Here is a 21,472-nt window from a genome sequence, read left to right as displayed (position 1 = left end):
TCTTAACCAATAACTGCCATCTGGCCTTAGTCCGTTCGGAAGTAGGCCACCCCTGCTTCTTGGGGGTGCACTATGGCGCAGTTCGTCAAAACGTCAGGAAAAATCGCCTTTCTCGGGATTGCCGCGACTTTGCTCACCGGCGCCCAGCCCCGCCTCGGCGGGCTCCACGATCGCCTCCTCGACAGCCACAACCGCGAGCGGGCGCTCGCCGGTGTGCCGGCGCTGCGCTGGAACGACGATCTCGCGCGGCGCGCGCAGGCCTGGGCCAACCATCTTGCCCGCACGGGACGGTTCGAACATTCGCCGAATGTCCCGGGACGCCCGCTCGAGGGCGAGAATATCTGGGGCGGAACGCCCGGCGCCTTTCGACCGGAGGCCATGGTCGACCTCTGGATCGCCGAAAAGCAATATTTTGTCCCTGGCGTCTTTCCGGGCAACAGCCGCACCGGCCGGCCGCAGGATGTCTCGCACTATACGCAATTGATCTGGGGCCGGTCGGCCGAGGTCGGCTGCGCCATCGCAGAGGGCGAGCGCGAGGAGATCCTCGTCTGCCGCTACAGCGAACCGGGCAATGTGCGGGGGCGCGATCCCTTCGCGCATAATTGGCAGCAGGCCTTTACCGCTCCGGCCGCGGGTCAGTCGACCTTGAGGCTGCCCCTCGCGCTGTCGACCGCCAGCTTCGCCGGCGTCTCGTCGGCCCTGATCGAAGGCGCGACGACGTTGCGCGGGAGTACCGCGCTCTCGTTGCCGGTCAACGAACCGGCAGCTTCGTCGGCTGCCAATCGCGGCCCGCGCGAGACCGGCGCGGAATATGGCGTCGACAGCGTCGGCTCGGTGTCGAGTGCGATCAGCGCCTCGATCTGCGGCTGGTCGTCGAAAAACTGTTCCTGGCTCACCGACTGATTGAAGGCGGAGCGCCGCCCCCAACCGCCCGACCAGCGGTAGAAGATGTGACGATCGATCTTCACGATCTTGGCCAGCGACGGCGCCCAATAGGGCACCACATAGTCGGCGTGATAATGGGTCGCCATGCCGACCCGCGGCTCGACATAGCCCGACAGGGCCGCGAGCGCGACGCGGCGCGCCGCGTCCCAGCCCGCGCGCGATGGCGGGCGCGCGAGACTGCCATCGCAGGTGAAGGTGAACTGGCAGCCGGTACGTCGCTCCGATCCCTGATAGACGACGCCGCAGACACTGTTGGGAAAAGCCGGATGGCGAGCCCGGTTGAGAACGACCTGCGCCACGCCACGCTTGCCGGTTTCCGATTCCTGCGCGGCCTCATAATAAATGGCTGCGGTGAGACAGTCCATCGCCGAGCGGCGGCCGATAAACTGCGCGGCGTTGAGCGGCACGACCAGCGGGGGCGCCCACTCGACCGGCGCGGATGAGAATGGCAGTTTTTCGTTCTCGGCGAGCGCGTCTTCTTCCGAGATCGGCTTGATGTCCTGGGGCAACAGCAGCGGCGGCGCGGCTTCGGTGACGCGTGCCCTCGCCTCGACCGGACGTTCGCGAGGGGCAGGCGGCTTGAACAGCACCGGGATCAAGGCGCCGGAAATCGAACCGCCAATCGCGGCCGTCACGAGCAGAATGCCAACCTGACGCCACGCCGCGCGGCGCCTTGCGGAATTTGGGGTCACATCCATCGCCTGCCGCCTACACCAGATCAGGGCGCGATGCGCGCCTCAATATGCATCGCGATGGTCCACGACGGGACAAGCGCCGCAGCAATCTGTGCCAGCCCGACACGCCGCCATGCGACGGAAGCATTGGCAGATGCGGTGGATTGCTATATCCCGCGGAGAAACAGCCAGTAATCGGGTAGAAAATGGCCACTGCCGCCAACGTTAAAGTCGCCGGGGGAGAGCCTAGCCGTCTTCCGGGCCAGATATCAGCCGGAACGATCGTGCTTCTGGCTGGCCTGCTGCTGTTCGCCGTTCCCACCATGATTTTCGTGGTGCAGCAATCGTGGAGCGGTGAAGAAGGCGCGCATGGCCCGATCGTCCTGTTGACCGGCTTGTGGCTGCTCCATCGGCGGTGGCGCGAAGTCTCCGACCTCGCCGCCCCCGCGCCGTCCCGGAATGTCTGGTCGCTGCTCGCCATGCTTGTCCCGTTGCAGATTTTTGCCCGGATCACCCAGATCGTCGAGATCGAGGGATATCTCATGTATGCGGCGGTGCTCGTGGTGCTGTACAGCATCGTCGGCCTCGAAGTGATGAAACGCCTCTGGTTTCCGCTCTTCTATCTCGCCTTCATCTTTCCGCCGCCCGACACGCTGGTTGCCTTCATCACGGTGCCGATGAAGATCTGGCTCTCCGAGGCGGCGATCTGGTTTCTGACTCTGCTCGGTTATCCGATTGGCGGCGAAGGGGTGCGGATCTATATCGGACAATATGAACTGCTGGTTGCTGCCGCCTGTTCGGGGATCAATTCGATCATTTCGCTGTCGGCCATCTCGCTCTTCTACATCTATATGCGTCACCAGGCGCGGTGGCGCTATGCGTTCCTGCTCGTGCTCCTCATCGTCCCGGTAGCGCTCATCGCCAATTTCTTTCGCGTGCTGATCCTGATCCTCCTGACCTATCATGCGGGCGAAGCGGCCGCCCAGGGCTTCCTCCACAATTTCGCCGGCATCGTGATGTTCGCCATCGCGCTCGCGACGATCTTCGCGCTCGACCTGGTGCTGAAACCGCTTTGGGATCGCTATGCCGAAACGCCGAAACCGGATGCAGCCAATGGATAAAGCCGCCCAATCTTTCGCCAATCTCTCGCGGCGCAACATGATGCTCGGCATGGCCCTGGCGGGCGCATCGGCCGTTGCCTTCGCCCGTCAACCCGCAGTCGCCAACCCGGTCGTGCCCGAGGATATTTTCGAAGGCTGGGTGCCGAAGCGCTTCGGCGCCTGGGAGGAAGTATCGCAAAGCGGCGTCGTGCTGCCGCCGCCCGACGCGCTCAGCGACAGGCTCTACGACAATCTCGTCACGCGGGTCTTTGTGGCGCCCGACCTTCCGCCGGTGATGCTCCTGCTTGCCTATAACAATGCCCAGGACGGCGTCCTGCAGGTCCATCGTCCAGAAGTCTGCTATCCGGTCGGGGGTTTCCAGCTGACGCCGACCCGCGACGTCACACTCGAGGCAAACGGCCATCAGATCCCGGCGAATTTCTTCACCGCGACGGCGCCGAACCGGGTCGAGCAGGTCGCCTATTTCACCCGTCTCGGCACCGCCTATCCCCGCAAATGGAGCGAGCAGCGGATCGCGGTGATGCGCGCCAATCTTGCCGGCGAAATACCCGACGGCATGATGATGCGGGTCTCGGCGCTGGGTATTGAGGCCGGCGAGGCGCAGAGATTGCTGGCGGGGTTCGCCCGGACATTTATCGAAAATACCAATCCCAAGATGCAGCGTTTGCTGCTCGGACCAGAGGCTAGAGGATAAGATCATGAAGCGAAGTGCTGCTATTGCCGTCGTCCTTGGAAGTCTGCTCGTCGCCAGCTGCGGCAAGGAAGCGACCGGTCAGGTCGCCGCCGTCGTCAACGGCGAGGAGATTACCTTGCAGGAAATCAATGCCGAGCTTGGCAGCACGCCGGTCCCGGACGGCGTCGACAAGAAGGTCGTCCAGCAGACGGCGCTGCAGCGCATTGTCGAACGCCGCCTTCTGGCGCAGGCGGCGCGCGAGGATGGCATCGACAAGACCCCCGATTATCTGCTGCGCGAGCGGCAGCTGCGCGACGCGCTGCTCGTCCAGCTCATGGGACAGCGCGCCGAGCGGGCGCTGAAAGTTCCCGACCAACAGGAAATCGACAAGTTCATTGCCGACAATCCGTTGATGTTCGCCGAGCGCAAAGTCCTGACGATCGACCGGATCCAGTTCGCGCTGCCGCAGAATGTCGACCAGCTCAAGGCGCTCGAGGACGATCATTCGATGGATGCCGTCGCCGCGCGGTTGCAGCAGATGGGTATCCAGTTCCGTCGCGACAAGCCGCTCGTCGACGCGGCGTCGCTGGGTCAGCAGCGGATGGCGCAGATCCGTGCGCTGCCGCCGGGCGAGCCCTTTGTCATTCCCGAAAATGGCGTCGTGACGGTCGGCGTGATCACGGCCGAACGCTCGGAGCCCGTCGCAACCGAGCAGGCCCGGCCGATCGCGGTCCAGGCGCTGCGCAAGCAAAAGCTGACCGAAACCGTGCAGCAGCGCCTGAAGCAGAGCCGCGAGACCGCAAAGATCGAGTATCAGGACGGATTCGCGCCGACTGCCGAGAAGGCAAAACCTGCTCCCGCCAAGAAATAGGCCCGCGCGCCGGGCGCGAGGGACCGACGTCTCCCGCGTCCGGCGACGCAAGCTCGCCTGTTTGCGAGAATCAGGCTATGATAGCGCCCGCAGCGCTTTCTCCAATCGAGGGGCCGCGCACGGAGCGGCGATGCACAATGGTCACGGCACACGGGAGGGTGCGCGATGGACATGGTGCAATGGATCGGAATCTGGGCATTTGGCCTGGCGAGTGTGGCCAGTCTTGCCGCGGGCACGCGGCCATGGCCGCTGCTCGGCCTGGCAAACGCCGGCTTCGCGATTGAGGCAGCCTTTGGCTGGCGGCACGATTTGCCCGCCGTGATCGCACGCAGCATCGGCGAATTTTCGGTCCCGTTCAATATGCTGCACCTGGCGATCATCCTGTTCCTTGCCGCTGCTGGTCTCCTTGTGGTCGCCAGAGCAAATCGCGCAGCGGAAACGGGCTCCAGCTCGGGTGCGGCAACCGCAACCTTGCTCAGCGCCCTGCTTTTTCTGGTCGACACCGCCTCGCTTGGCGGTATCGATGATCTTCTCTCCCGCGAGGCGCACGGCCTGCCGGTCCTTGGCTGGCTCTGGGCATTGCTGGGCGGAATCACCATCCTTGCCGCCCTGTTCGGGGTCAGGCGCAGCGGAGCCAAGACCCAATGAGATTGCTGTTCGCCCTTCCCGGGTTCCATCGTTACGACCGCGGCGCCGAAGTCGCGCTGCTCGCGGTCGCCGATGCGCTCGCGCGTACCGGTGACGACGTCGCGGTGATGGGGGCCGGGCCGGCGCGCGAAAATACCGCTTACACATATCGCAGCGTTGGCGCGGTGAGGCGCGAGCGTTTCGAGCGCTTCCCTTTTTTCCCGCCGCTGCGCAGCGAAACGGCGTGGGAGGATGCGAGCTTCGTCCCCGGGCTGCTCGCTGCCTACCGACCCGGCGATTATGACGCGGTCGTCACTTGCTCCTTCCCCTTCACCCACTGGGCGCTACGGCGCCCGTCGCGCCGCCGCCCCTTGCAGATATTCGTCACCCAGAATGGCGATTGGCCGGCCTATGCGACAAATTCGGAATATCGCAGCTTCCGCTGCGACGGGCTCGTCTGCACCAACCCCGACTATCTCGCGCGCAACCGCGGTCAGTGGCCCTGCACGCTCGTCCCCAATGGCGTCGATCTCCAGCGTTTCCGGCCGGGCGCCGACGAGCGCGCCCGGCTCGGGCTACCGGCCGACAAGCCGATCGTGCTGATGGTCAGCGCCTTTATCGAGACCAAGCGGGTGCTCGACGGCATCCGTGCCGTCAGCCAGCTCGGCGATGCCTATCTGGTGGTGGCGGGCGACGGGCCGCTGCGGAGCGAAGGCGAGGCGCTGGCAGCACGGCTGCTGCCGGACCGGTTCAAGCGGGTCAGCCTTGCAGCGGGCGACATGCCGGCGCTTTATCGCTCCGCCGATGCCTTTTTGCATCTGTCGCTGCTCGAATCTTTCGGCAATGTCTTCATCGAGGCGTGGGCGAGCGGCCTGCCGGTGGTCGGCCATGACAGCGAACGCCTGCGCTGGATATTCGGCGACAGCGGTGAATTTCTTTGCGACACCGAGAACCAGCCGGTGCTGGTCGAGACGCTGGCGGCGGCGCTGGCGCGGGGGCGTTTGCGCGAAGGCCAGCCGCAAGGCATCGAGCGATTTTCCTGGGCCAGGATCGCCGATCAATATCGGGAGTTCATCGGCGCGCTGGTCGCCGAGCGTAACTCAGTTGGCTAGCTGGCGAAAATAGGCGATCGTTTTCTCGAGCCCGGCGCGAAGCGGCACTGACGGCTCCCAGTCGAGTTCGGCACGGGCGAGCGAAATGTCGGGCTTGCGCTGGGTGGGGTCGTCCGAGGGCAGCGGCAGCTGGACAAGTTTCGAGCGCGATCCGGTCAGCTCGATGACCAGTTCGGCGAGTTCGCGAATGGTGAATTCGACCGGATTGCCGATGTTCACCGGTCCGGTGAATCCATCGCGCGTGCCCATGAGCCGCAGCAGACCTTCGACCAGATCGTCGACATAACAGAAGCTGCGGGTCTGCGAGCCGTCGCCGAAGATGGTGATATCCTCGCCGCGCAGCGCCTGCATGACAAAATTCGAGACCACGCGGCCATCGGCGGGATGCATGCGCGGCCCGTAGGTGTTGAAGATGCGCGCGACCTTCACCTTGATGCCATGCTGGCGGTGATAGTCGAAGAACAGGGTCTCGGCGCAGCGCTTGCCCTCGTCATAGCAGCTGCGCAGGCCGATCGGATTGACATTGCCCCAATAGCTCTCGGTCTGCGGATGCTGCGTCGGATCGCCATAGACTTCGCTGGTCGATGCCTGGAGGATCGGAATTTTCGTCCGCTTCGCAAGGCCCAGCATGTTGATCGACCCGATCACCGATACCTTGGTCGTCTGCACCGGGTCGTGCTGGTAATGGATCGGCGAGGCCGGACAGGCGAGATTGAAGATCGCATCGACCTCGACGAACAGCGGCCAGCAGATATCGTGGCGCAGGAACTCGAAGCGCGGATGCCCGAGCAGATGCGCGATGTTCGCTTTGGCGCCGGTGAACAGATTATCGACGCACAAGACCTGGTCGCCGGCAGCGATCAGCCGGTCGATCAGATGCGATCCGACAAAACCCGCGCCGCCGGTGACCAGCACCCGGCGGGCCGAGAAATATTGACGCGTCATAATTACCCGTTCCCCCAATGTCTTGGGCTTCAGGTAATGGGTGCGGGCGGCTTGCAAAGCGCTCAATTGCAAACGTGGCGATTTGAGACAGGCGGGCGGCATAATCTTGCCGTTCCGGCACGAGCCGCTACAGCCGGGTTGCCCATGATTGCACTGCTCGCCTGGCTCGTCGCGCTCCCCCTTGCCCTTTCGCTGCTCTATCTTGGCAGCGAGCTGCTGCTCGGGCTCGCCGCGCTTCGAACGCCGACGACCGCTGCTACGACCAAGGGGGCGCGCATCCTTTTGCTCGTCCCGGCGCACAATGAAGCGCGGGACATCGGCGCCACGGTCGCCGCACTGGGGGCCGCCGCGCCGGCGGCGGAGATAATGGTAATTGCCGACAATTGCATCGACGACACCGCGGCCACGGCGCGCGCCGCCGGCGCGCGCGTCGCCGAGCGCGCCGATCCGCAGCACCGCGGCAAGGGTTATGCCCTGGATTTCGGGCGTGACCAGCTTGCCCCAGATCCCCCCGATGCGGTGATCGTCGTCGATGCCGACTGCCGGCTGTTGGCAGGCAGCGCCGAGCGCCTTGCGGCACGCGCGATTGCCACCGGCAGGCCGGTGCAGGCAGCCAATTTGCTCACCGCGGCGGGCACCGTATCGCCGATCGTTGCGGTCTCGAATTTTGCGATGCTGGTCAAGAATCTCGTCCGCGCGCGCGGGCTCGTGCGCATCGGCGGCGGCGCGCTGTTGTTCGGCACCGGGATGGCGTTTGCCTGGCCGCTGTTCCGGACCTTGCCGCTCGCGACCGGCGATGCCGTCGAGGATCTCGGCCTTGGGCTGTGGCTCGCGCGCCAGGGGATTGCGGTCGAACTTGACGATGGCGCCCGCGTCACCAGCCCGGCAGCGGCGCTCGCAAGCAGCCGCGCGCAGCGCAGCCGCTGGGAACATGGCTTCCTGCGCACCGCGGCGCGGCAGGGACTGCCGATGCTGCTTGGCGGGATCGCCGCTGCCTCGCGCCACCGCGCGGCGCTCGGCGCGCATCTCCTCGTCCCGCCGCTCGCGCTGCTGATGTTGCTCGCGCTGGCCGGGCTTGCCTTCACCGCCGCGGCGGGGGCCGCGGCACAATATTGGTTGCCGTTCCAGATTCTGGCGGCGGTCTTCCTGCTCGACGTCGCCCTGCTGCTCGCCGCCTGGTGGCGCCACGGCCGGGACCAGCTGCCCCTCAAGGCGCTCCTCCTTGTCCCGCTTTACATGCTCTGGAAGATCCCGATCTACCTCGGCTTTTTCACGCGCCGCCAGACGGGCTGGAACCGGACCCGGCGCGCGGGCGAGGAAGATTGATCCGGCGCCAGCGCCGCCAGATGGCAAAGATGCGCGGGCCGTCGACGAGGTAGCGGCGCCAGAGGCGCCGCGGCTCGCTGCCGAGGCGATAGAGCCATTCGAGGCTGGCGCGCTGCATCCAGCGCGGCGCGCGCTGCTTCGCGCCGGTGAGAAATTCGAGCGAGGCGCCGATGCACAGGGCGACGCCACGCGCCCGCCCGCGCGCACCGATTTCGGCACAGACAATTTCGCTCTGCGGGGCGCCGATCGCGAGAAACACGACATCGGCGCCGCTTTGCTCGACAAATTCGGCAATGGCCGCGCGCGCCGCGGGATTGCGCCGCACGCCCATTGGCGGGGTGTGGAAGACCCAGGTGAAGCGCGGGTAAAGGCCGGCGAGCGCGCGGTGGAGCGCGGCGTCGCCGCCAACGACGGCAATTTGCGTGGCGGGAAGGCCATGCGCGAGCAGGTCGCGGGTCAGATCGCTCCCCGCGACCACGGGCAGGCTGCCGCCCGACCAGCGGGCAAGCCGGGCGATGATACGGCTGTCGCACAGGCACAGCGCCGCGCCGCGATAAGCCGCGGCGAGTTCGGGATCGCCGCTGCGTTCGAGCTGGACGATATGATCGACATTGGGGGTGACCACATAGGCAAAGCGATCGCCGCGGGCGAGATCGACGACCCGCGCGATGGCGGCGGCCGGCGCGAGCCGGTCGAAGGCGACATCGAGAAAGGTCCAGCGGGCCGGGTCGGGGCGGGTCACCGGACGATGATCCGGCCGAACAGTCCGTTGGGCAGCGCCTGCCCCGGCGGCAGGTCGATGGCGTATATCGTCGCCGCATCGCGCAGCCCCGCGGCGGCGGCGGCGGCGCAGGGGTCCTTCAGCCGGTCGCAAGTTGCGCGGTAGAGGCGCCAGCCGCCGAGCAGCGCCGGGGCATCATGGGTGAGCCGGCGCGCGACGGCGAGCGCCTCGCGGTCCTGGCCGCGCCGCAGGAGCCAGGTAACCGCCGCCCCTGCCATTTCGGCGTCCTGCCGGTTGGCATTGACGCCCTCGCGCCACGCCCGGCGCGCATTGTCGGCATCCTCGCGCCCTTCATATGCGGCCGCCAGCGCTTTCCACGCCTGAAGCTGCGCGGGACATTGTGCCGCAGCGACCTGCGCGGAACGCTGGGCCGCGACCGGGTCGCCGGCCTCGAGCCGCGCTTCGGCGCGAACGGTCAGCGCCAGACAATCGGTTTCGTCGCGCGCCAGGACGGCGTTGCTGCGCTGTTCCGCTGCGGTCCAGCGCCGCTCGCGCGACAGGATCAGGGCATCGAGCGCGGCGCGCTCGGCGGCGCCCGCGCCCTCGGCCAGCCGGCCTGCCGCCGCGAGGCGGCCGTGCCAGGCGAGATATTCGGCCACCGCGAGCCGCGTCCCCGTCGATCCGGTTCGCGCGATCGGCGCGAGTTCGGCGTCGCCCGGTCCGGCGCCGGAATATTCCCGCCATATGGCGAGAATATTTGCGACCCTGCCGCGTTCGGTCGCCGGGTCCGCAAGGAGCGCGACGAGTATCGCATGGCCGTCCCGGGGGCGGCCGTCCTTGAACGCAAAATTGGCTTCGTCGAGGCGAAGGTCGGGGTTGTCGGGGACGAGGGTGCGCAGCAGGGCGAACTGGCTGCGCATCCCCGCGGCATCGCGCATCGCCCGATAGACTTCGAGCCGCGTCATCACGACGCCCGCGGTGTTGGGTTTGGCCGCGCCATAGGGCGCGAGCACCTCGAGCGCGCGTTGCGGCGTGCCCTTGCGCACCGCGATCCGCGCCTTGAGGATCACACCGCCCTCGTCGGCAGGGTTGCGGGCGAGGATACGATCGGCGAAGCCGTCGGCCTCGTCGAAACGCTTGCGGATGACGGCATGGAGCCCGCGCATCAGCAAGGCGCCGGGCTCGTCGGGCGACAGGGCAAGGATTGCGTCGGTCGCCTCGAGCGACTGGCGGAAATGACCGGTCTGGAGGCCGAGCTGCGATACGGCCTGCAGCGCCTCCATGTTGGTCGAATCGAGCGACATCGCATCGCTGTAGGCATCGAAGGCGCCCGACAGCGACTGGGCCGCCATTTCGATCCGCCCGCGCAGGATGTGGAACTGCGGTTCGTCGTCGCGCACCTCGATGGCGTCGCGGATCGCGAGCCGCGCCTCGACGATCCGGTTCTGTTCGAGGAGCGCCTGCGCGCGCGCCGCGTCCGCGGCAGCCGCAGCGTCCGAGCGTCCGCAACCGCCGAGCAGGAGCGCGATCAGCAGTATCGGGAAAAGCCGTGCAGCGGTCCGCGACGGGGCGATCCCAGACTGGGGCAACAGCGCTGAAAACCGAGGGTTAACGAGGTAGCCAAAGAGCATGGGTCACCTTATAGTGCACGATAACTGACTGTCGACCGCTCACTCGAGGTGTTCCTGAATGATTAGACGCTCGCTTACCCTGGCGCTTGCCGCGGCCATTGCCGCAGCGCCGCTGGCGCAGGCACAGACGCCCGACACGGGCGCCGCCCAGCCCGCAACGACGCCGACCGTGACGGCGCCGACCGCCGCCAGCGCGCCCGCCCGCGCGGTGCCCCGGCCCGCCGCCGCTTCCACCTACCGCATCAATGCCGGCGACGAGCTCGAAATCTATGTGTGGGGCGAGGAGCGGCTGCAACGCAAGGTCAAGGTCCTGCCCGACGGCACCATCGCTTTCCCGCTGGTCGGGCAGATCCGCGTGCAAGGCTATCTGCCTTCGGAAATCGAAGCGCTGATCACGACGGGGCTCAGCGCCCAATATGTCGGCGCGGTGCCGCAAGTGACGGTATCGGTCCTCGTGCCGTCGGGCATGCAGTTTTCAGTGATGGGCCGGGTCAAGGCGCCCGGCACCTTCAGCCCGGGCCGTTATGTCAATGTGCTCGAGGCATTGAGCATGGCCGGAGGTCCGAGCGAGTTCGCCAACCTCGACAATGTGCTGGTGATCCGCAAGGCGGGAAGCCAGCTCAGCACGCTCAACGTGAAGCTGGCGTCGCTGTTCCGTCTTGCCGGCGATACGCGCGATGTTGCCGGGGGCAATATCGTTCAGATTGAAACAGGCGACACGGTCATCGTGCGTTGATGCCAAGGGGGGCCCGGCAAATGCGGAATTTCATCTCCGCCATGATGGTGGCGGCATGCGGACTGAGCGCTGTTCCGGCAGCCGCGCAGTCGGAACCGGAGTTCAGCGCCGATGTGTCGGTGACGGGCGGCGTATCGAGTAACCCCTTCCTGCTTGCCAATCCGAAAACCGCCGCATCGGTGACGCTCGGCATCTCGCCGACCCTGCTCGTCCCGGACGAGCGGGGCGAAACGCGATTGTCGGGCGATCTGAGGCTGAGCCAATATCTGCAGCGTTATGGCACCGATGTGTCGGCTGCACTCGATGCGGCGACGATCCGGAATCTTGACCCGCGCACCAAGCTCAGGCTCTCTGCCGCAGCGCGCACGTCGCGCTCGACGACGCGCGACGGGCTGATTTTCCTCGGTGCTCCGGGCGACGGCACGATTCCGCTCTTCCCCCCGGGGCTGCCGGTGATCGATACGACACTGGCGGGGACGCGGTCGCGGGTCACGACGATCGAGACCGGGGTTTCCATCTCGCATCTGCTCGACGAAAGAAGCGCGGTCGGCGCAGGGGTCGAGCTCGCGGGCACCTACATCGACGGCAATAGCGGTTTCGACTATCGCAGCGCTTCGGCCTATGTCGATTATCAGCGTCAGGTCGCGGTGCGCACCAGCGTCACCGTGGGCGCCCAGCTGGGCGCGGTCGATTATCTTGGCCGCCGGACCGGCGACAGCAAGATCGTCTCGCCGCGCATCGGCGTTCAGCATCAGCTCAGCGACCAGGTCAGCATCTCGGCCGATGCCGGCATTTCCTATGTGCGCACGAATATCGGGGGCGGCTACAGCAACCGGGTTACCTTTGCCGGCAGCGCCGGTCTCTGCGATCGCTCCCCCAACCGGTCCTTCTGCCTGTCGGCGGGCCGCAGTGCACAGCCGACCGCACTCGGCGGCGTCTCGACGGTGACCACGGCGTCGATCAACTATGACGCCCGTCTCAGCCGCGTCGATCGCCTGTCATTCGGTGCCCGCTACGGCCGCACCAACGAGGATGGCGTCGGCCTGCCGCTGGTCCGGGTGACCGACTTTGTCGGGGCGTCGGCAACTTACAGCCGCGATCTTGGCGACCGTGTCGCTTTGACCGTGACGCCGAGCTATTCGAAGATCTTCGACGATGTGCTGCCGCGCCGCGCCAATTATGCGCTGATGGGCGGCCTGACGTTCAAGCTGGGGAAACGCCGCTAGTGGATGAAATCATGTTTGACACGCCGGCGGACGAAGGCGGTACCGGCGGCAATTTCCTGCAGCAGTTACCGGTAATCCTGTCGCAGCGTCGCTGGTTCATCATCGTACCGGCGCTGCTCGGCATCGTCGCGGCCGCGGCCGCGGCGCTGCTGATCCCCGCGACCTATCGGGCAAACGCGATCATGCTCGTCGAATCGCCGCAGCTTCCCAAGGAGGTCATTGGCCTCGACAGCGGCAATATGGTCGATCGCCGGATTGCCGCGATCCGCCAGCAGATAACCGCGCGTCCCGACCTCATCCAGCTGATCGAACGGCACGGCCTCTACGCCAGCAAGCGGCAGAGCACGCCGCTTTCCGAGATCCTCGACCAGATGCGCGAGTCGATCACGCTGACCCCGACCGAAATGACGCTTCCGGGCAATGGCACCGAAAATCGCGCGATCGCCTTCGAACTCGCCTATGAATATTCGCAGCCGCAGCAGACGCAGGCGGTGGCGCAGGACCTGATGGACCGCGTGCTGCAGCTCGATGCGCGCGGCAATGCCGAGCAGGCGACCAACACGGTCCAATTTCTCTCGGACCAGTCGGCCGGGCTCGAAACGCAGATTGCGACGCTGCAGTCGCAGATTGCGCAGATCAACGCCCGCAATGGCAATGTGCTCGCCGGCGGCACGATGGTCATGGGCGGCGGCACGGGAAGCTACGATGTCCAGATCGCGGCGCTGCAGCGCGACAACCAACTCCTCCTGCAGCAGCGCAACATCGCCGCAACCAGCGACCAGCGCGACCCGGTCGTCACCGGCGCCGAGCAGCGGCTGGCGGCGGCGCGGGCGGTCTATGCCGAGACGCATCCCGACGTCGTGATCGCCAAACAGGCGCTTGCCGAAGCGAGAAAGCTGGCGAAGGACAATAGCGCGAAACTGCCGCTGGAGACGATCGAGGAGCAGATCCAGTTCAACAATGCCCAGATTGCGGCGCTGCGCGCGGCGAAAGCAGGAGAGACCGCGCAGGTCAATTCGCAGCTCGCGGCGCAGGCGCGTGCTCCGCTCGTCCAGCAGCAACTTGGCGAATTGCAGCAGCGCCTGACCGCGCTCAACACGCGATACGAGCAGGTGCAGAGCCAATTGATGGCGGCGCGCGCCGGGGTTCGCGCCGAGGATGAACAGATGGCCGAAAGGCTTTCGGTGATCGAGCCCCCGGTGATTCCCGATCAGCCGAGCTGGCCCAATCGCTGGCTGATCGCGGCGATCGGCATCGGCGGCGGCATCGGGCTCGGCTTCGCGCTGGCGCTTGCCGTCGAGTTCCTGCTGCGCCCGATCCGCGATCCCGCGGCGCTCAAGGCGATCCTCGGGGCGCCGCCGCTCGGCATCATTCCGGTTATTGAGGTAAGCGCGAAGCGCCCCCAGGGCTGGCGCCGCTTTCTGCCTTCCCGGTTCCGGCGCTGAATGGCGACTTTTCAAAGGTTCTTCCATGGCTGAAACCGATACACCGCCTGCCACCGATCCGGTTCTGCTCGCCAGCGACCGGCTGGAGATTTTCACGCCGCCGGTCACCGCTATCCGCAAGCACCGGATCATCGGCTTCGACGCGCGCGACGCGCGCGCGCGGCCGTTCAACCTGCTGCGGACCAGCTTCGCCAAGAAACTGAAGGAGGAGGGCCACCGCCTCGTCGGGGTCACCTCGGCAACGCCGGCGGCCGGCAAATCCTTCCTGTCGATGAACCTCGCCAGCTCGCTGGCGCGCGTGGTCGACGAACCGGTGTATCTTGTCGATCTCGATATCCGGCGCGCATCGCTCGGGGAGGAGATCGGGCTTGAGCCCGACCATGGTATCGAGAGCTATCTTGAGGGCAGCGTCGATGACCTTGCCGCCATCGGTCGCCGCATCGAGGGCACCAATCTTTGTATCTTTCCGGCGATACGCCGCGCGAACAACACCGCCGAACTACTTGCCGGAGAAAGATTTTCGCAGCTGATCGCGACGCTTCGCGACCAAAGCGATGCCGCGATCGTGCTGTTTGACCTCCCGCCGGCCTTTGCAAACGACGATGCAATGATCAGCCTCGCGCAGCTCGACGGCTTCGTCCTGGTCGTCGATTCGGGCAAGACGACGAAGCGTCATGTGCAGGACGTCATGTCGATGCTCTATCCGACCCCATGCGTCGGCTCGATCCTGAACCGCTATCGCGGCGGCCTTGGTGACAGTTACGGCTATGGCTATGGCGGGCCGGATTACAGTAAATATTATGATCGGGAACCGGAGTAGGCGTAGCGTTGCTCCGGTTCGAACCATGGCATGCGGGCGATTCGGCAAATCCTCGTCGGCACCGGGCCGGCACCGCCTGATCCCCTTCGCCGCGAGGGCAGTGACGCGATGACGTGGCATCACCCCCATATATTTTGCGCCGCCCCGGCGCCGGACCTCGGGTCGGCCGGAACGTCCGCCAATTGCAGCCCGACCGTGACATGCTAGAGAAGTTTCAATGGTCCAGGGCTTGAAATTCTCGATATGCGTGATCGCGCGCAACGAAGGCGCGGTCGTCGAACGGCTCGCATCGCAGCTCGCCAGCCAGACGCTGTTCACAACGCCGAACCGGTTTCAGATCGTCGTCGTCGCCAATGGCTGCACGGACGACACAGCTTCGGCCGCCGACACGGCTTTTCGCGCCGCCTTCAAACGGCATGCGACGACGGCGCTGTTGATCCACGAGACGCCGCTTGGCGGCAAAGCCCGCTCGTGGAACCTCGCGGTGCACGAGTTGCTCGATGCCGACGGCGATATCGCCATTTTTGTCGATGCGGATATCGAACTGGTCGACGACCGGGTGCTCGAGGAGATGGTGACGCAGCTGGCCGGTGCCTCCTCGCTGGTGGCGGTATCCGGTCAGCCGGTGAAAGATATTGCCAAAAAGCCCCGCAAGTCGCTGGTCGACCGTTTTTCGCTGATCGTCTCGGAACAGTCGGTCACGTCGCATGCGATCAACGGGTCGCTTTACGCCGCCCGCATGGCCGAATTGCGCAAGATCTGGCTCCCCGTCCCCACCCCCGGCGAGGATGGCTTGCTGTCGGCGATGATTCACACCGACGGCTTCTCGCGGCTGCCCAATCACGCCCTGGTTGCGCAGGTCCCCCGCCCCACGCATTATTTCGAAGCGCACTCGATCACCGGCTTCTTCCGCCACGAGACACGCATGACGGTCGGAACGATTATCAATGGCTGGATCTGCGAATATTTGTGGGGCGGAGTGCATAGCGAGCATGTCGGCCAATTTATCAGGGAGCGTAACGAGCGCGATCCGCAGTGGGTGGACCGCTTGATCGAAAGTCGCGTCGCGGACAAATTCTGGGTGCTGCCACCGCGCATGCTGACCTGGCGTCTCCACAATCTGCGCGGCGTCGGCTTCGGCGCGCTCCTCGTGCGCCTGCCCTTTTCGGTGGCGGCCAGCCTGCTCGGACTTTGGCCCGGCCTGCGCGCGAACCGCATCCTGAAACGCCGGCATGCCGCCGATTACTGGTAGGCGCGGCTTGCGACGGAGCGCATTGCCGGGACGGGCTGCCACAGGGCAGCGGGCGATCGGCAGATCGCCGAACCCGCTCGCCGTCGCTGGCGCCGCCCGAAAAGCCTGACGATCCGGACCGATCAAAGCCGCCAGGCCGCGCTCAGCGGCCGGGCGAACCGGCGAATAGCTGCGCCATTTGCGCTGCCGCACCATCGGCGCAAAACGCCGCTTCCACCCGCTGCCGGCCATGTCGTCCCATCGCGGCCCAGTCGCCGCGCGCCGCCATCATTCGCGCCAGTTGCGCGGCAAGCTCCTCCCAGTCCGAGGGTGCAAACATGAATCCCGAGAGTCCGTCTTCCACCAGCTCGGGAATGCCGGCGACGCGGCTCGCGACCACCGGCTTGCCGAGCGCCATTGCTTCCATCAAGACCACCGGGAGCCCTTCCATGAGGCTCGGCAGGACAAGAAAGTCGGCCGCGGCGATCCGGGCGAGCGTGTCGGTTTCGCCCATCGCTCCGCCAAAGCGGACGCGGCCGCCAAGACCCAGCGCCGCCGCCCGTGCCCGCAAAGGTTCGAGAAGCGGGCCGCCGCCAATGACTTCGACTTCAAACTCGGCGCCGGCTGCGGCGGTCGCCGCCAGCGCACCAAGCAGCCCGTCATAGCCTTTTTCGGGTGACAGGCGCCCGACACAGACGATCCGGGCGGCTGGGCCGGTGGCGGACGGCGGGGGCGCCGGCAGGGCCGCAAGATCGATCCCGCAGCGCACGACGCTCATTTTTGCCCAATGCCCGGCATCCACCAACCGCATCGCCTGGGCGCGCATGAAATAGCTCGCACAGGCGACGAACGACGCCCGCTCGATCTTCGCGGCCAGCAGCAGCCCTGCCGGATAATCGGTTTCGGAAATGCCGTGGAGCGTCAGACTCCAGGGCAGGCGCGCAAGCTCGGCGGCGAGCATCCCGACTGTTGCGCCGCTGTTGGCAAAATGGACGTGGAGCCGCCTTGCGCCTGATGCTTCGAGCATCGAGGCGAGGAGCACCGCTTCGACGAAATGAAACTGGGCCCACAACAAGGCTCTCCAGCCGGGGGGCCGGTGACGCTGGGCCAGCCACCAGACGGCGGCCGTCCGCCTTGGCCGGGTCAGCAACGCCCGCCCTAATGCGGCGAGATAGGCGAAGGACGAGCGGCCGAGCAGCGTTACGGCTTCGCTGGGCCCCGTTTCCCCGCGCCGGACGCTGAACGGAACAATCTCGAGACCCTGCGCGCGCAAGGCCGCAACTTCGCGGCGGACAAAGGTATGCGACGGAGCGTCATACTCGCTTACCAGATAGGCGATCGGGATCATTTGTAGAAAATCGCGCCCTGGCTGCGTCCGCGCAGGCTTGTGAGCAGAAAGCGAAGGATGCCGATCGTCTCGGCAAATTTGCCAGCAAGCAGATGGGCAGCCCAAATGATCCCGCCGCGTCGTGCCAGGCGCGCGAGTTGGATGATCCACAGCAAGGGTGCAGCGAGCAGCCCCAGCGGGCCGGTGATGAGCGCCGCAGCCAGTCCGATCGCGGTAACACCGAAGGTCCAGAACAGCGCGCTGATGAGCTGGCGCGCATAGAGAGGGTCCTCGCCCCCCGCCCGTGTCTTGTTCCAGACCTGGGCATAGCCAAAACCGCTGCGTATGGTGCGGCGCCACCATTGCCGGGGCCGATGCATGTCGGCGTCATGGATCGTCATCGGACAGTCGATCCGCCAGATCCGCCAGCCCAGACCGCGGAGCCGGTGGCAAAGCTCGGGTTCCTCTCCCGCGATCATTTTGGGATCATAGCCGCGCAGCTGCGCGAGCGCGGACACGCGGAACATGGCATCTCCGCCGCATGCATCGGCCTCGCCGATCGGTGTATTCCATTCGCGGTCGCACATCCGGTTATAAATGCTGCGCTCGGGATAGCGCTCGCGGCGACGGCCGCACACGACCGCCGCCGACGGCTCCTGTTCGAGAAACTGCATCGCTTCCGAAAGCCATCCCGGTTCAAACTCGCAGTCGCCGTCGACGAACTGGATATATTTCAGATGGGGCCATTGATCGAGAAGCGCATCGCGGCCGGCGTTGCGCGCCCGGGCCGCGGTAAAGGGGGTTGCAAGATCGAGTTCGACGACAATCGCCTTCATGCTTCGCGCGAACGCCGCGCTGCCGTCGCTCGAGGCACTGTCGACATAGGCCACGGGAATGTCGGCGGGGATCGAGCGTAGACACTGCTTCAGGCGCTCGCCCTCGTTGCGGCCGATTGCGACGATCCCCATTTTGAGGTTGCTATTCATAGGGCTGCCGCGCCTGTTCGAGCCATCCCCCGACCCCCGTGGTCCATCCTGCCAGCATCGTGGCTTCGCGAAAGAATATGATCAACAGGACGAACAATATGGTCAAAGCGGCATCCTGGCGAAGAAAGCTCAGCCCGACGCTGCGCTTCTGCCACGCCAGCATCGCATATCGGACCGCGTCGGCGAAGACAAATGCAAGCAAGGCGGCATTCATGCCGTAACGCGGCAGGACCCAGGTCAGGGCAACGACGATGACGGCGAGCTTGCCCGCATTGCTGAACGCGACGACCGAAGGTTTGCCGATCCCCATCATCATGGCGTCGGCGATGGCAGCGAGAATTCCGAACCAGCTACCGAAAAGCAGGATGGCAAGGATCAGGCCGGCGGCGTGGTAGCGCGGGTCATAGACGAAATAGACAAAGATATCGGCGATCGCGACCGCGAAAGCGAGGCTCACCGCCGCCAGCAGCAGGGTTGCCAGCCGTACCGGACGGATGGCGCGCTGGAGATCTTGGCCGCGTTGGGCGGTGGCCGAGACCTTGGGAAAAATCAGCAGATTGCCAATGCGCTGGAAAAACTGGACGACGGTGTCGGCAAATGTGCGCGCAATACCGTAAATCCCGAGCAGGGTCAGCGAGACCGCGCTGGCGAAATAGAGGCGGTCGAAATTCATCGCGAGGAAGTAGATGAGCGACGAGAAAAAGATCCATTTGCCGAAGTGAAGAATGGCGCGAACCGCCTCTCCTTCCCAGCGCAAATGGTGCGAACGCCAGTCGATCAGGAAGAAGCTCGCGACAGCGGGCACTGCGGTACCGATCAACAATCCCCAAATGAGGGCCCAGATCGTTGGCATATAATAAGCCAGCGCGATCTGGACGAGCGCGCCAAACACCGCCGAGGCCAAATCGAAAAGCGCGAGCTTGCGGATTTCGAGCTGCTTTTGCAGCAGGAAGCGCGATGGCGAGGTGAGGCCGGTGAGGATGAAGACCGGGGCCACCGCGGGAAGGAGGACAAGAAGTTCGGGATTGTCGTAGCCGCGCGCGATCGGAACAGTGAGCGCCATCGCGATGACATACAGGATCAAGCCGCGCACGATCTGGATGGTCCAGGCCGTGTTGTAGAAGGCCGGCTCGTTGCCGCGCCGGTTGTTGACGATGCTTTGTCCGACCCCGACGTCGGTCAGCAGTTCCCCTGCAGTGCGCAGCGTATTGATCAGGAGCATGGTGCCGAGCAGGGCCGGAGCCAGCAGCCAGGCGAGGATGATATTGGTGAAGAGGCGGAGGAACTGCTGCGCAACATAAGTGAGGGTGATCCAGCCAGCCGCACCGAAAAGCGCCTGGCGCGACCCGGCGAAGCCCCGCACTGCGGCGAACCAGCGGCCGGCGGCCGGTGCGGCAGGTTTGCGGGGTTCCGTCACCTGGCAGACTTGTCTTCGTCCACGATGCGGGCGTGGACCGGACAGCGGTTCGGGATTATCCGAAGGAGCGCTGCGGCACGGCGCCCGGCAGCGCCGGGGCCGACGGACAGGGGCACCCGGCCTCGCGGCAGAGGCCATGCCCGGAAATAAGCGGCGCGGGGCGCGGCGGGCTCACACCGGCTATGCTGCGACATGGCGCTTCACCGCGGGCGCCGCGACCGGTCGGCGCGCCGCCTTCGCTTGTCTTCGCGCAACCAGTTCGCGGCGATGCTGGCGGATGCTGCCGGCGATGATGCCCATCGAAATGGCGAGAACATATTGCGCATGTCCGGTAACCAGCACCCATTCGATCAAGCCGTGCAACGCCGTGACAAATATCGCAATGCTCGCGCCGAGCACGACGTCGCCCCGCGGATCGCGGCGGTGAAGGAAGGCGAAATGGAACCCGCGCGCCACCGGCCAGGCGAGAAACGCGAGCAGCGCGATGAAGCCGAGCCATCCCATCTCGGCGCCGGTCAGCAGGTATAGATGATGAACATTGGTCGATCGGCTCGCATAATTCCAGATCACGCCTGCCCGCGCCGAATAGCCCTGGGCATTGGCGGTGACGACATATTGATTGGCGCCGACCCCGAGCGGATGGTCGTCCCACATCATCTGTGCGGCGCGCTCGAACGCAAGCCGTTCGCCATCCGGGCCCTCGTACACCGAACGACTGACGAAGCGTTCCTGAATACTGGAGACGGTAATCGGGACCACGACCGCCATCGCGAGGACGGCAAGTCCGACGATCTTCCATTTGTGCGCGGTAGCCCGCCGCACCATCGATAACAGGAACAGCAAGGCGATCCCGAGCGCGACAAAGCCGATCGCCCCGCGCGACACGCCGAGGGCAACCGCGATCAGCGCAGCGAGCACGCCGAGCATGATGAGCTTGTTGCGCTCGCCGGCGAGGAGCAGCGCGAGCAGCGGCAGAGTGACAAAATGCAGCATCAGGCCGAGAAGATTCTGGTGCCCCATCGTGCCGCTGGCCTGGACCGCGCCGGAAAATTTCTGCTCGATGGTCATCACGCCCTGGAATATCGCGCCGAGCGCAAGACCGATACACAGCCAGCGTACCGCCCCCGGCTGGCCGGCGAAACTTGCGACGGCTGCGAAGACGAGGAGGACGCGAAGTAGCTGAAAGGCATAAAAGGCCGAGCTCATCGGCAAGGTCGAGACGGCCACCGAGACACAGGCTGCCAAAATATAGAACAGGAACACGCCGAGCAGTGGCAGCCCGGCAAAAGGCCGCCTGCTGGTGACAAGAATGGCGAAGGCGAGCGTGTCGAGCAGCGAGACGACCATGCCTTTGACATAACCGGGCCAGCCGTCCCAGTTGAGCAGCGCTGCATCGAGGTTGAAGGCGCCGATAACGAAGGGAAGCAGCCCGATGGCGAGATAAGCCCATTTGCGCTGGCGCGGATAGAGGCGCAGCCAAGCGATGAAGGCCGGAATCGACAACAGGACTAGCAAGATACCGACGATGCGCATCAGCGACGCCTAGAAGAATCGACGGGTGCTGCCAACCGGCAGCGAAGGGCCGCGCGGCATCATCCGCGCCGGCGCGGCAAGGCCTCGGCGGGAGCCGGTCACCGG

At 65.6% G+C, this 21,472-nt stretch carries 19 protein-coding genes and 1 pseudogene; 12 read left to right on the top strand and 8 right to left on the bottom strand.

Translation table 11 applies throughout. The features are described from left to right. Window positions 1–72: 72 nt before the first annotated feature. A pseudogene (locus tag IR187_RS17120) lies at window positions 73–498 on the top strand (CAP domain-containing protein); the annotation flags it as partial. Between the two features lie 137 nt (window positions 499–635). On the opposite strand, the gene IR187_RS17115 reads toward IR187_RS17120, so the two are convergent. Beyond that, entirely contained in the window at window positions 636–1,637 is a 1,002-nt protein-coding gene (locus IR187_RS17115; protein WP_324187685.1) for a cell wall hydrolase, read from the bottom strand. A 266-nt stretch (window positions 1,638–1,903) separates the two neighbouring features. Here IR187_RS17115 and xrtV point away from each other — a divergent pair, with 266 nt between their 5' ends. From xrtV to IR187_RS11345, 5 genes are all read left to right on the top strand, one after another. Further along, window positions 1,904–2,740: an exosortase V gene (xrtV, locus tag IR187_RS11365; RefSeq protein ID WP_194954726.1), complete on the top strand. Its 837-nt coding sequence runs from the start codon at window positions 1,904–1,906 to the stop codon at window positions 2,738–2,740. Further along, entirely contained in the window at window positions 2,733–3,434 is a 702-nt protein-coding gene (epsI, locus tag IR187_RS11360; RefSeq protein ID WP_194954725.1) for an exosortase-associated protein EpsI, V-type, read from the top strand. Before xrtV ends, epsI begins: the two co-directional genes overlap by 8 nt. A 4-nt stretch (window positions 3,435–3,438) precedes the next feature. After that, on the top strand, window positions 3,439–4,284 hold the full coding sequence (locus IR187_RS11355; protein ID WP_194954724.1) for a hypothetical protein: 846 nt from the start codon (window positions 3,439–3,441) through the stop codon (window positions 4,282–4,284). A gap of 165 nt (window positions 4,285–4,449) precedes the next feature. Beyond that, window positions 4,450–4,932, top strand: a complete 483-nt coding sequence (locus tag IR187_RS11350) for a hypothetical protein (RefSeq protein ID WP_194954723.1) — start codon at window positions 4,450–4,452, stop codon at window positions 4,930–4,932. Continuing rightward, window positions 4,929–6,023, top strand: coding sequence for a glycosyltransferase family 4 protein (locus IR187_RS11345; protein ID WP_194954722.1), 1,095 nt, complete (start codon window positions 4,929–4,931; stop codon window positions 6,021–6,023). The genes IR187_RS11350 and IR187_RS11345 overlap by 4 nt, the downstream gene beginning before the upstream one ends. Here IR187_RS11345 and IR187_RS11340 read toward each other — a convergent pair. Continuing rightward, entirely contained in the window at window positions 6,012–6,968 is a 957-nt protein-coding gene (locus IR187_RS11340; RefSeq protein ID WP_194954721.1) for a UDP-glucuronic acid decarboxylase family protein, read from the bottom strand. The two genes, IR187_RS11345 and IR187_RS11340, sit on opposite strands and share 12 nt — an antisense overlap. 144 nt (window positions 6,969–7,112) lie before the next feature. Here IR187_RS11340 and IR187_RS11335 point away from each other — a divergent pair, with 144 nt between their 5' ends. Continuing rightward, on the top strand, window positions 7,113–8,294 hold the full coding sequence (locus IR187_RS11335) for a glycosyltransferase family 2 protein (protein WP_194954720.1): 1,182 nt from the start codon (window positions 7,113–7,115) through the stop codon (window positions 8,292–8,294). Here the strand turns inward: IR187_RS11335 and IR187_RS11330 are convergent. Beyond that, window positions 8,239–9,036: a WecB/TagA/CpsF family glycosyltransferase gene (locus tag IR187_RS11330; RefSeq protein WP_194954719.1), complete on the bottom strand. Its 798-nt coding sequence runs from the start codon at window positions 9,034–9,036 to the stop codon at window positions 8,239–8,241. The genes IR187_RS11335 and IR187_RS11330 overlap by 56 nt on opposite strands. Then, window positions 9,033–10,604 (bottom strand): tetratricopeptide repeat protein, encoded by a 1,572-nt coding sequence (locus IR187_RS11325; protein WP_194954718.1) that lies wholly within the window; start codon window positions 10,602–10,604, stop codon window positions 9,033–9,035. The genes IR187_RS11330 and IR187_RS11325 overlap by 4 nt, the downstream gene beginning before the upstream one ends. A gap of 100 nt (window positions 10,605–10,704) precedes the next feature. On the opposite strand from IR187_RS11325, the gene IR187_RS11320 reads away from it, so the two are divergent. The 5 genes from IR187_RS11320 to IR187_RS11300 all read left to right on the top strand — a co-directional run bounded on the left by IR187_RS11320 (window position 10,705) and on the right by IR187_RS11300 (window position 16,125). Continuing rightward, window positions 10,705–11,382: a polysaccharide biosynthesis/export family protein gene (locus tag IR187_RS11320; RefSeq protein WP_194954717.1), complete on the top strand. Its 678-nt coding sequence runs from the start codon at window positions 10,705–10,707 to the stop codon at window positions 11,380–11,382. Between the two features lie 20 nt (window positions 11,383–11,402). Beyond that, window positions 11,403–12,608, top strand: coding sequence for a hypothetical protein (locus IR187_RS11315; protein WP_194954716.1), 1,206 nt, complete (start codon window positions 11,403–11,405; stop codon window positions 12,606–12,608). Window positions 12,609–12,619: 11 nt separating this feature from the next. Beyond that, window positions 12,620–14,053, top strand: coding sequence for a GumC domain-containing protein (locus IR187_RS11310; RefSeq protein ID WP_194954715.1), 1,434 nt, complete (start codon window positions 12,620–12,622; stop codon window positions 14,051–14,053). 25 nt (window positions 14,054–14,078) lie between these two features. Next, the gene (locus tag IR187_RS11305) at window positions 14,079–14,873 is read left to right on the top strand and encodes a CpsD/CapB family tyrosine-protein kinase (protein ID WP_194954714.1); all 795 of its coding nucleotides are present in this window, start codon (window positions 14,079–14,081) and stop codon (window positions 14,871–14,873) included. A gap of 217 nt (window positions 14,874–15,090) precedes the next feature. Beyond that, window positions 15,091–16,125 carry a glycosyltransferase gene (locus tag IR187_RS11300; protein ID WP_194954713.1) on the top strand — a complete coding sequence of 345 codons (1,035 nt, stop codon included), beginning with the start codon at window positions 15,091–15,093 and terminating at the stop codon, window positions 16,123–16,125. A gap of 142 nt (window positions 16,126–16,267) precedes the next feature. Here the strand turns inward: IR187_RS11300 and IR187_RS11295 are convergent, their stop codons facing one another. The 4 genes from IR187_RS11295 to IR187_RS11280 form a co-directional block, all read right to left on the bottom strand. Next, on the bottom strand, window positions 16,268–17,452 hold the full coding sequence (locus tag IR187_RS11295) for a glycosyltransferase family 4 protein (RefSeq protein ID WP_194954712.1): 1,185 nt from the start codon (window positions 17,450–17,452) through the stop codon (window positions 16,268–16,270). Further along, the gene (locus IR187_RS11290; protein ID WP_194954711.1) at window positions 17,449–18,417 is read right to left on the bottom strand and encodes a glycosyltransferase; all 969 of its coding nucleotides are present in this window, start codon (window positions 18,415–18,417) and stop codon (window positions 17,449–17,451) included. The genes IR187_RS11295 and IR187_RS11290 overlap by 4 nt, the downstream gene beginning before the upstream one ends. Continuing rightward, complete coding sequence (locus IR187_RS11285) at window positions 18,410–19,834, bottom strand: oligosaccharide flippase family protein (RefSeq protein ID WP_194954710.1); 1,425 nt, start codon at window positions 19,832–19,834, stop codon at window positions 18,410–18,412. The genes IR187_RS11290 and IR187_RS11285 overlap by 8 nt, the downstream gene beginning before the upstream one ends. Window positions 19,835–20,014: 180 nt before the next feature. Further along, window positions 20,015–21,367: an O-antigen ligase family protein gene (locus IR187_RS11280; RefSeq protein WP_194954709.1), complete on the bottom strand. Its 1,353-nt coding sequence runs from the start codon at window positions 21,365–21,367 to the stop codon at window positions 20,015–20,017. Window positions 21,368–21,472: the final 105 nt, after the last annotated feature.

It is taken from the genome of Sphingopyxis solisilvae (assembly GCF_015475875.1).
Taxonomy (GTDB): Bacteria; Pseudomonadota; Alphaproteobacteria; order Sphingomonadales; family Sphingomonadaceae; genus Sphingopyxis; species Sphingopyxis solisilvae.
The sequence above is the reverse complement of the archived record's forward strand: the minus strand, read 5'-3'. Positions and strand labels throughout refer to the sequence as shown.

What these genes read in the sequence shown, in the direction of transcription:
- epsI (WP_194954725.1), top strand. Translation starts at nt 2,733, where the DNA reads ATGGATAAAGCCGCCCAATCTTTCGCCAATCTCTCGCGGCGCAACATG.
- IR187_RS11355 (WP_194954724.1), top strand. Translation starts at nt 3,439, where the DNA reads ATGAAGCGAAGTGCTGCTATTGCCGTCGTCCTTGGAAGTCTGCTCGTC.
- IR187_RS11350 (WP_194954723.1), top strand. Translation starts at nt 4,450, where the DNA reads ATGGACATGGTGCAATGGATCGGAATCTGGGCATTTGGCCTGGCGAGT.
- IR187_RS11345 (WP_194954722.1), top strand. Translation starts at nt 4,929, where the DNA reads ATGAGATTGCTGTTCGCCCTTCCCGGGTTCCATCGTTACGACCGCGGC.
- IR187_RS11340 (WP_194954721.1), bottom strand. Translation starts at nt 6,968, where the DNA reads ATGACGCGTCAATATTTCTCGGCCCGCCGGGTGCTGGTCACCGGCGGC.
- IR187_RS11335 (WP_194954720.1), top strand. Translation starts at nt 7,113, where the DNA reads ATGATTGCACTGCTCGCCTGGCTCGTCGCGCTCCCCCTTGCCCTTTCG.
- IR187_RS11320 (WP_194954717.1), top strand. Translation starts at nt 10,705, where the DNA reads ATGATTAGACGCTCGCTTACCCTGGCGCTTGCCGCGGCCATTGCCGCA.
- IR187_RS11315 (WP_194954716.1), top strand. Translation starts at nt 11,403, where the DNA reads ATGCGGAATTTCATCTCCGCCATGATGGTGGCGGCATGCGGACTGAGC.
- IR187_RS11310 (WP_194954715.1), top strand. Translation starts at nt 12,620, where the DNA reads ATGTTTGACACGCCGGCGGACGAAGGCGGTACCGGCGGCAATTTCCTG.
- IR187_RS11305 (WP_194954714.1), top strand. Translation starts at nt 14,079, where the DNA reads ATGGCTGAAACCGATACACCGCCTGCCACCGATCCGGTTCTGCTCGCC.
- IR187_RS11300 (WP_194954713.1), top strand. Translation starts at nt 15,091, where the DNA reads ATGGTCCAGGGCTTGAAATTCTCGATATGCGTGATCGCGCGCAACGAA.
- IR187_RS11295 (WP_194954712.1), bottom strand. Translation starts at nt 17,452, where the DNA reads ATGATCCCGATCGCCTATCTGGTAAGCGAGTATGACGCTCCGTCGCAT.
- IR187_RS11290 (WP_194954711.1), bottom strand. Translation starts at nt 18,417, where the DNA reads ATGAATAGCAACCTCAAAATGGGGATCGTCGCAATCGGCCGCAACGAG.
- IR187_RS11280 (WP_194954709.1), bottom strand. Translation starts at nt 21,367, where the DNA reads ATGCGCATCGTCGGTATCTTGCTAGTCCTGTTGTCGATTCCGGCCTTC.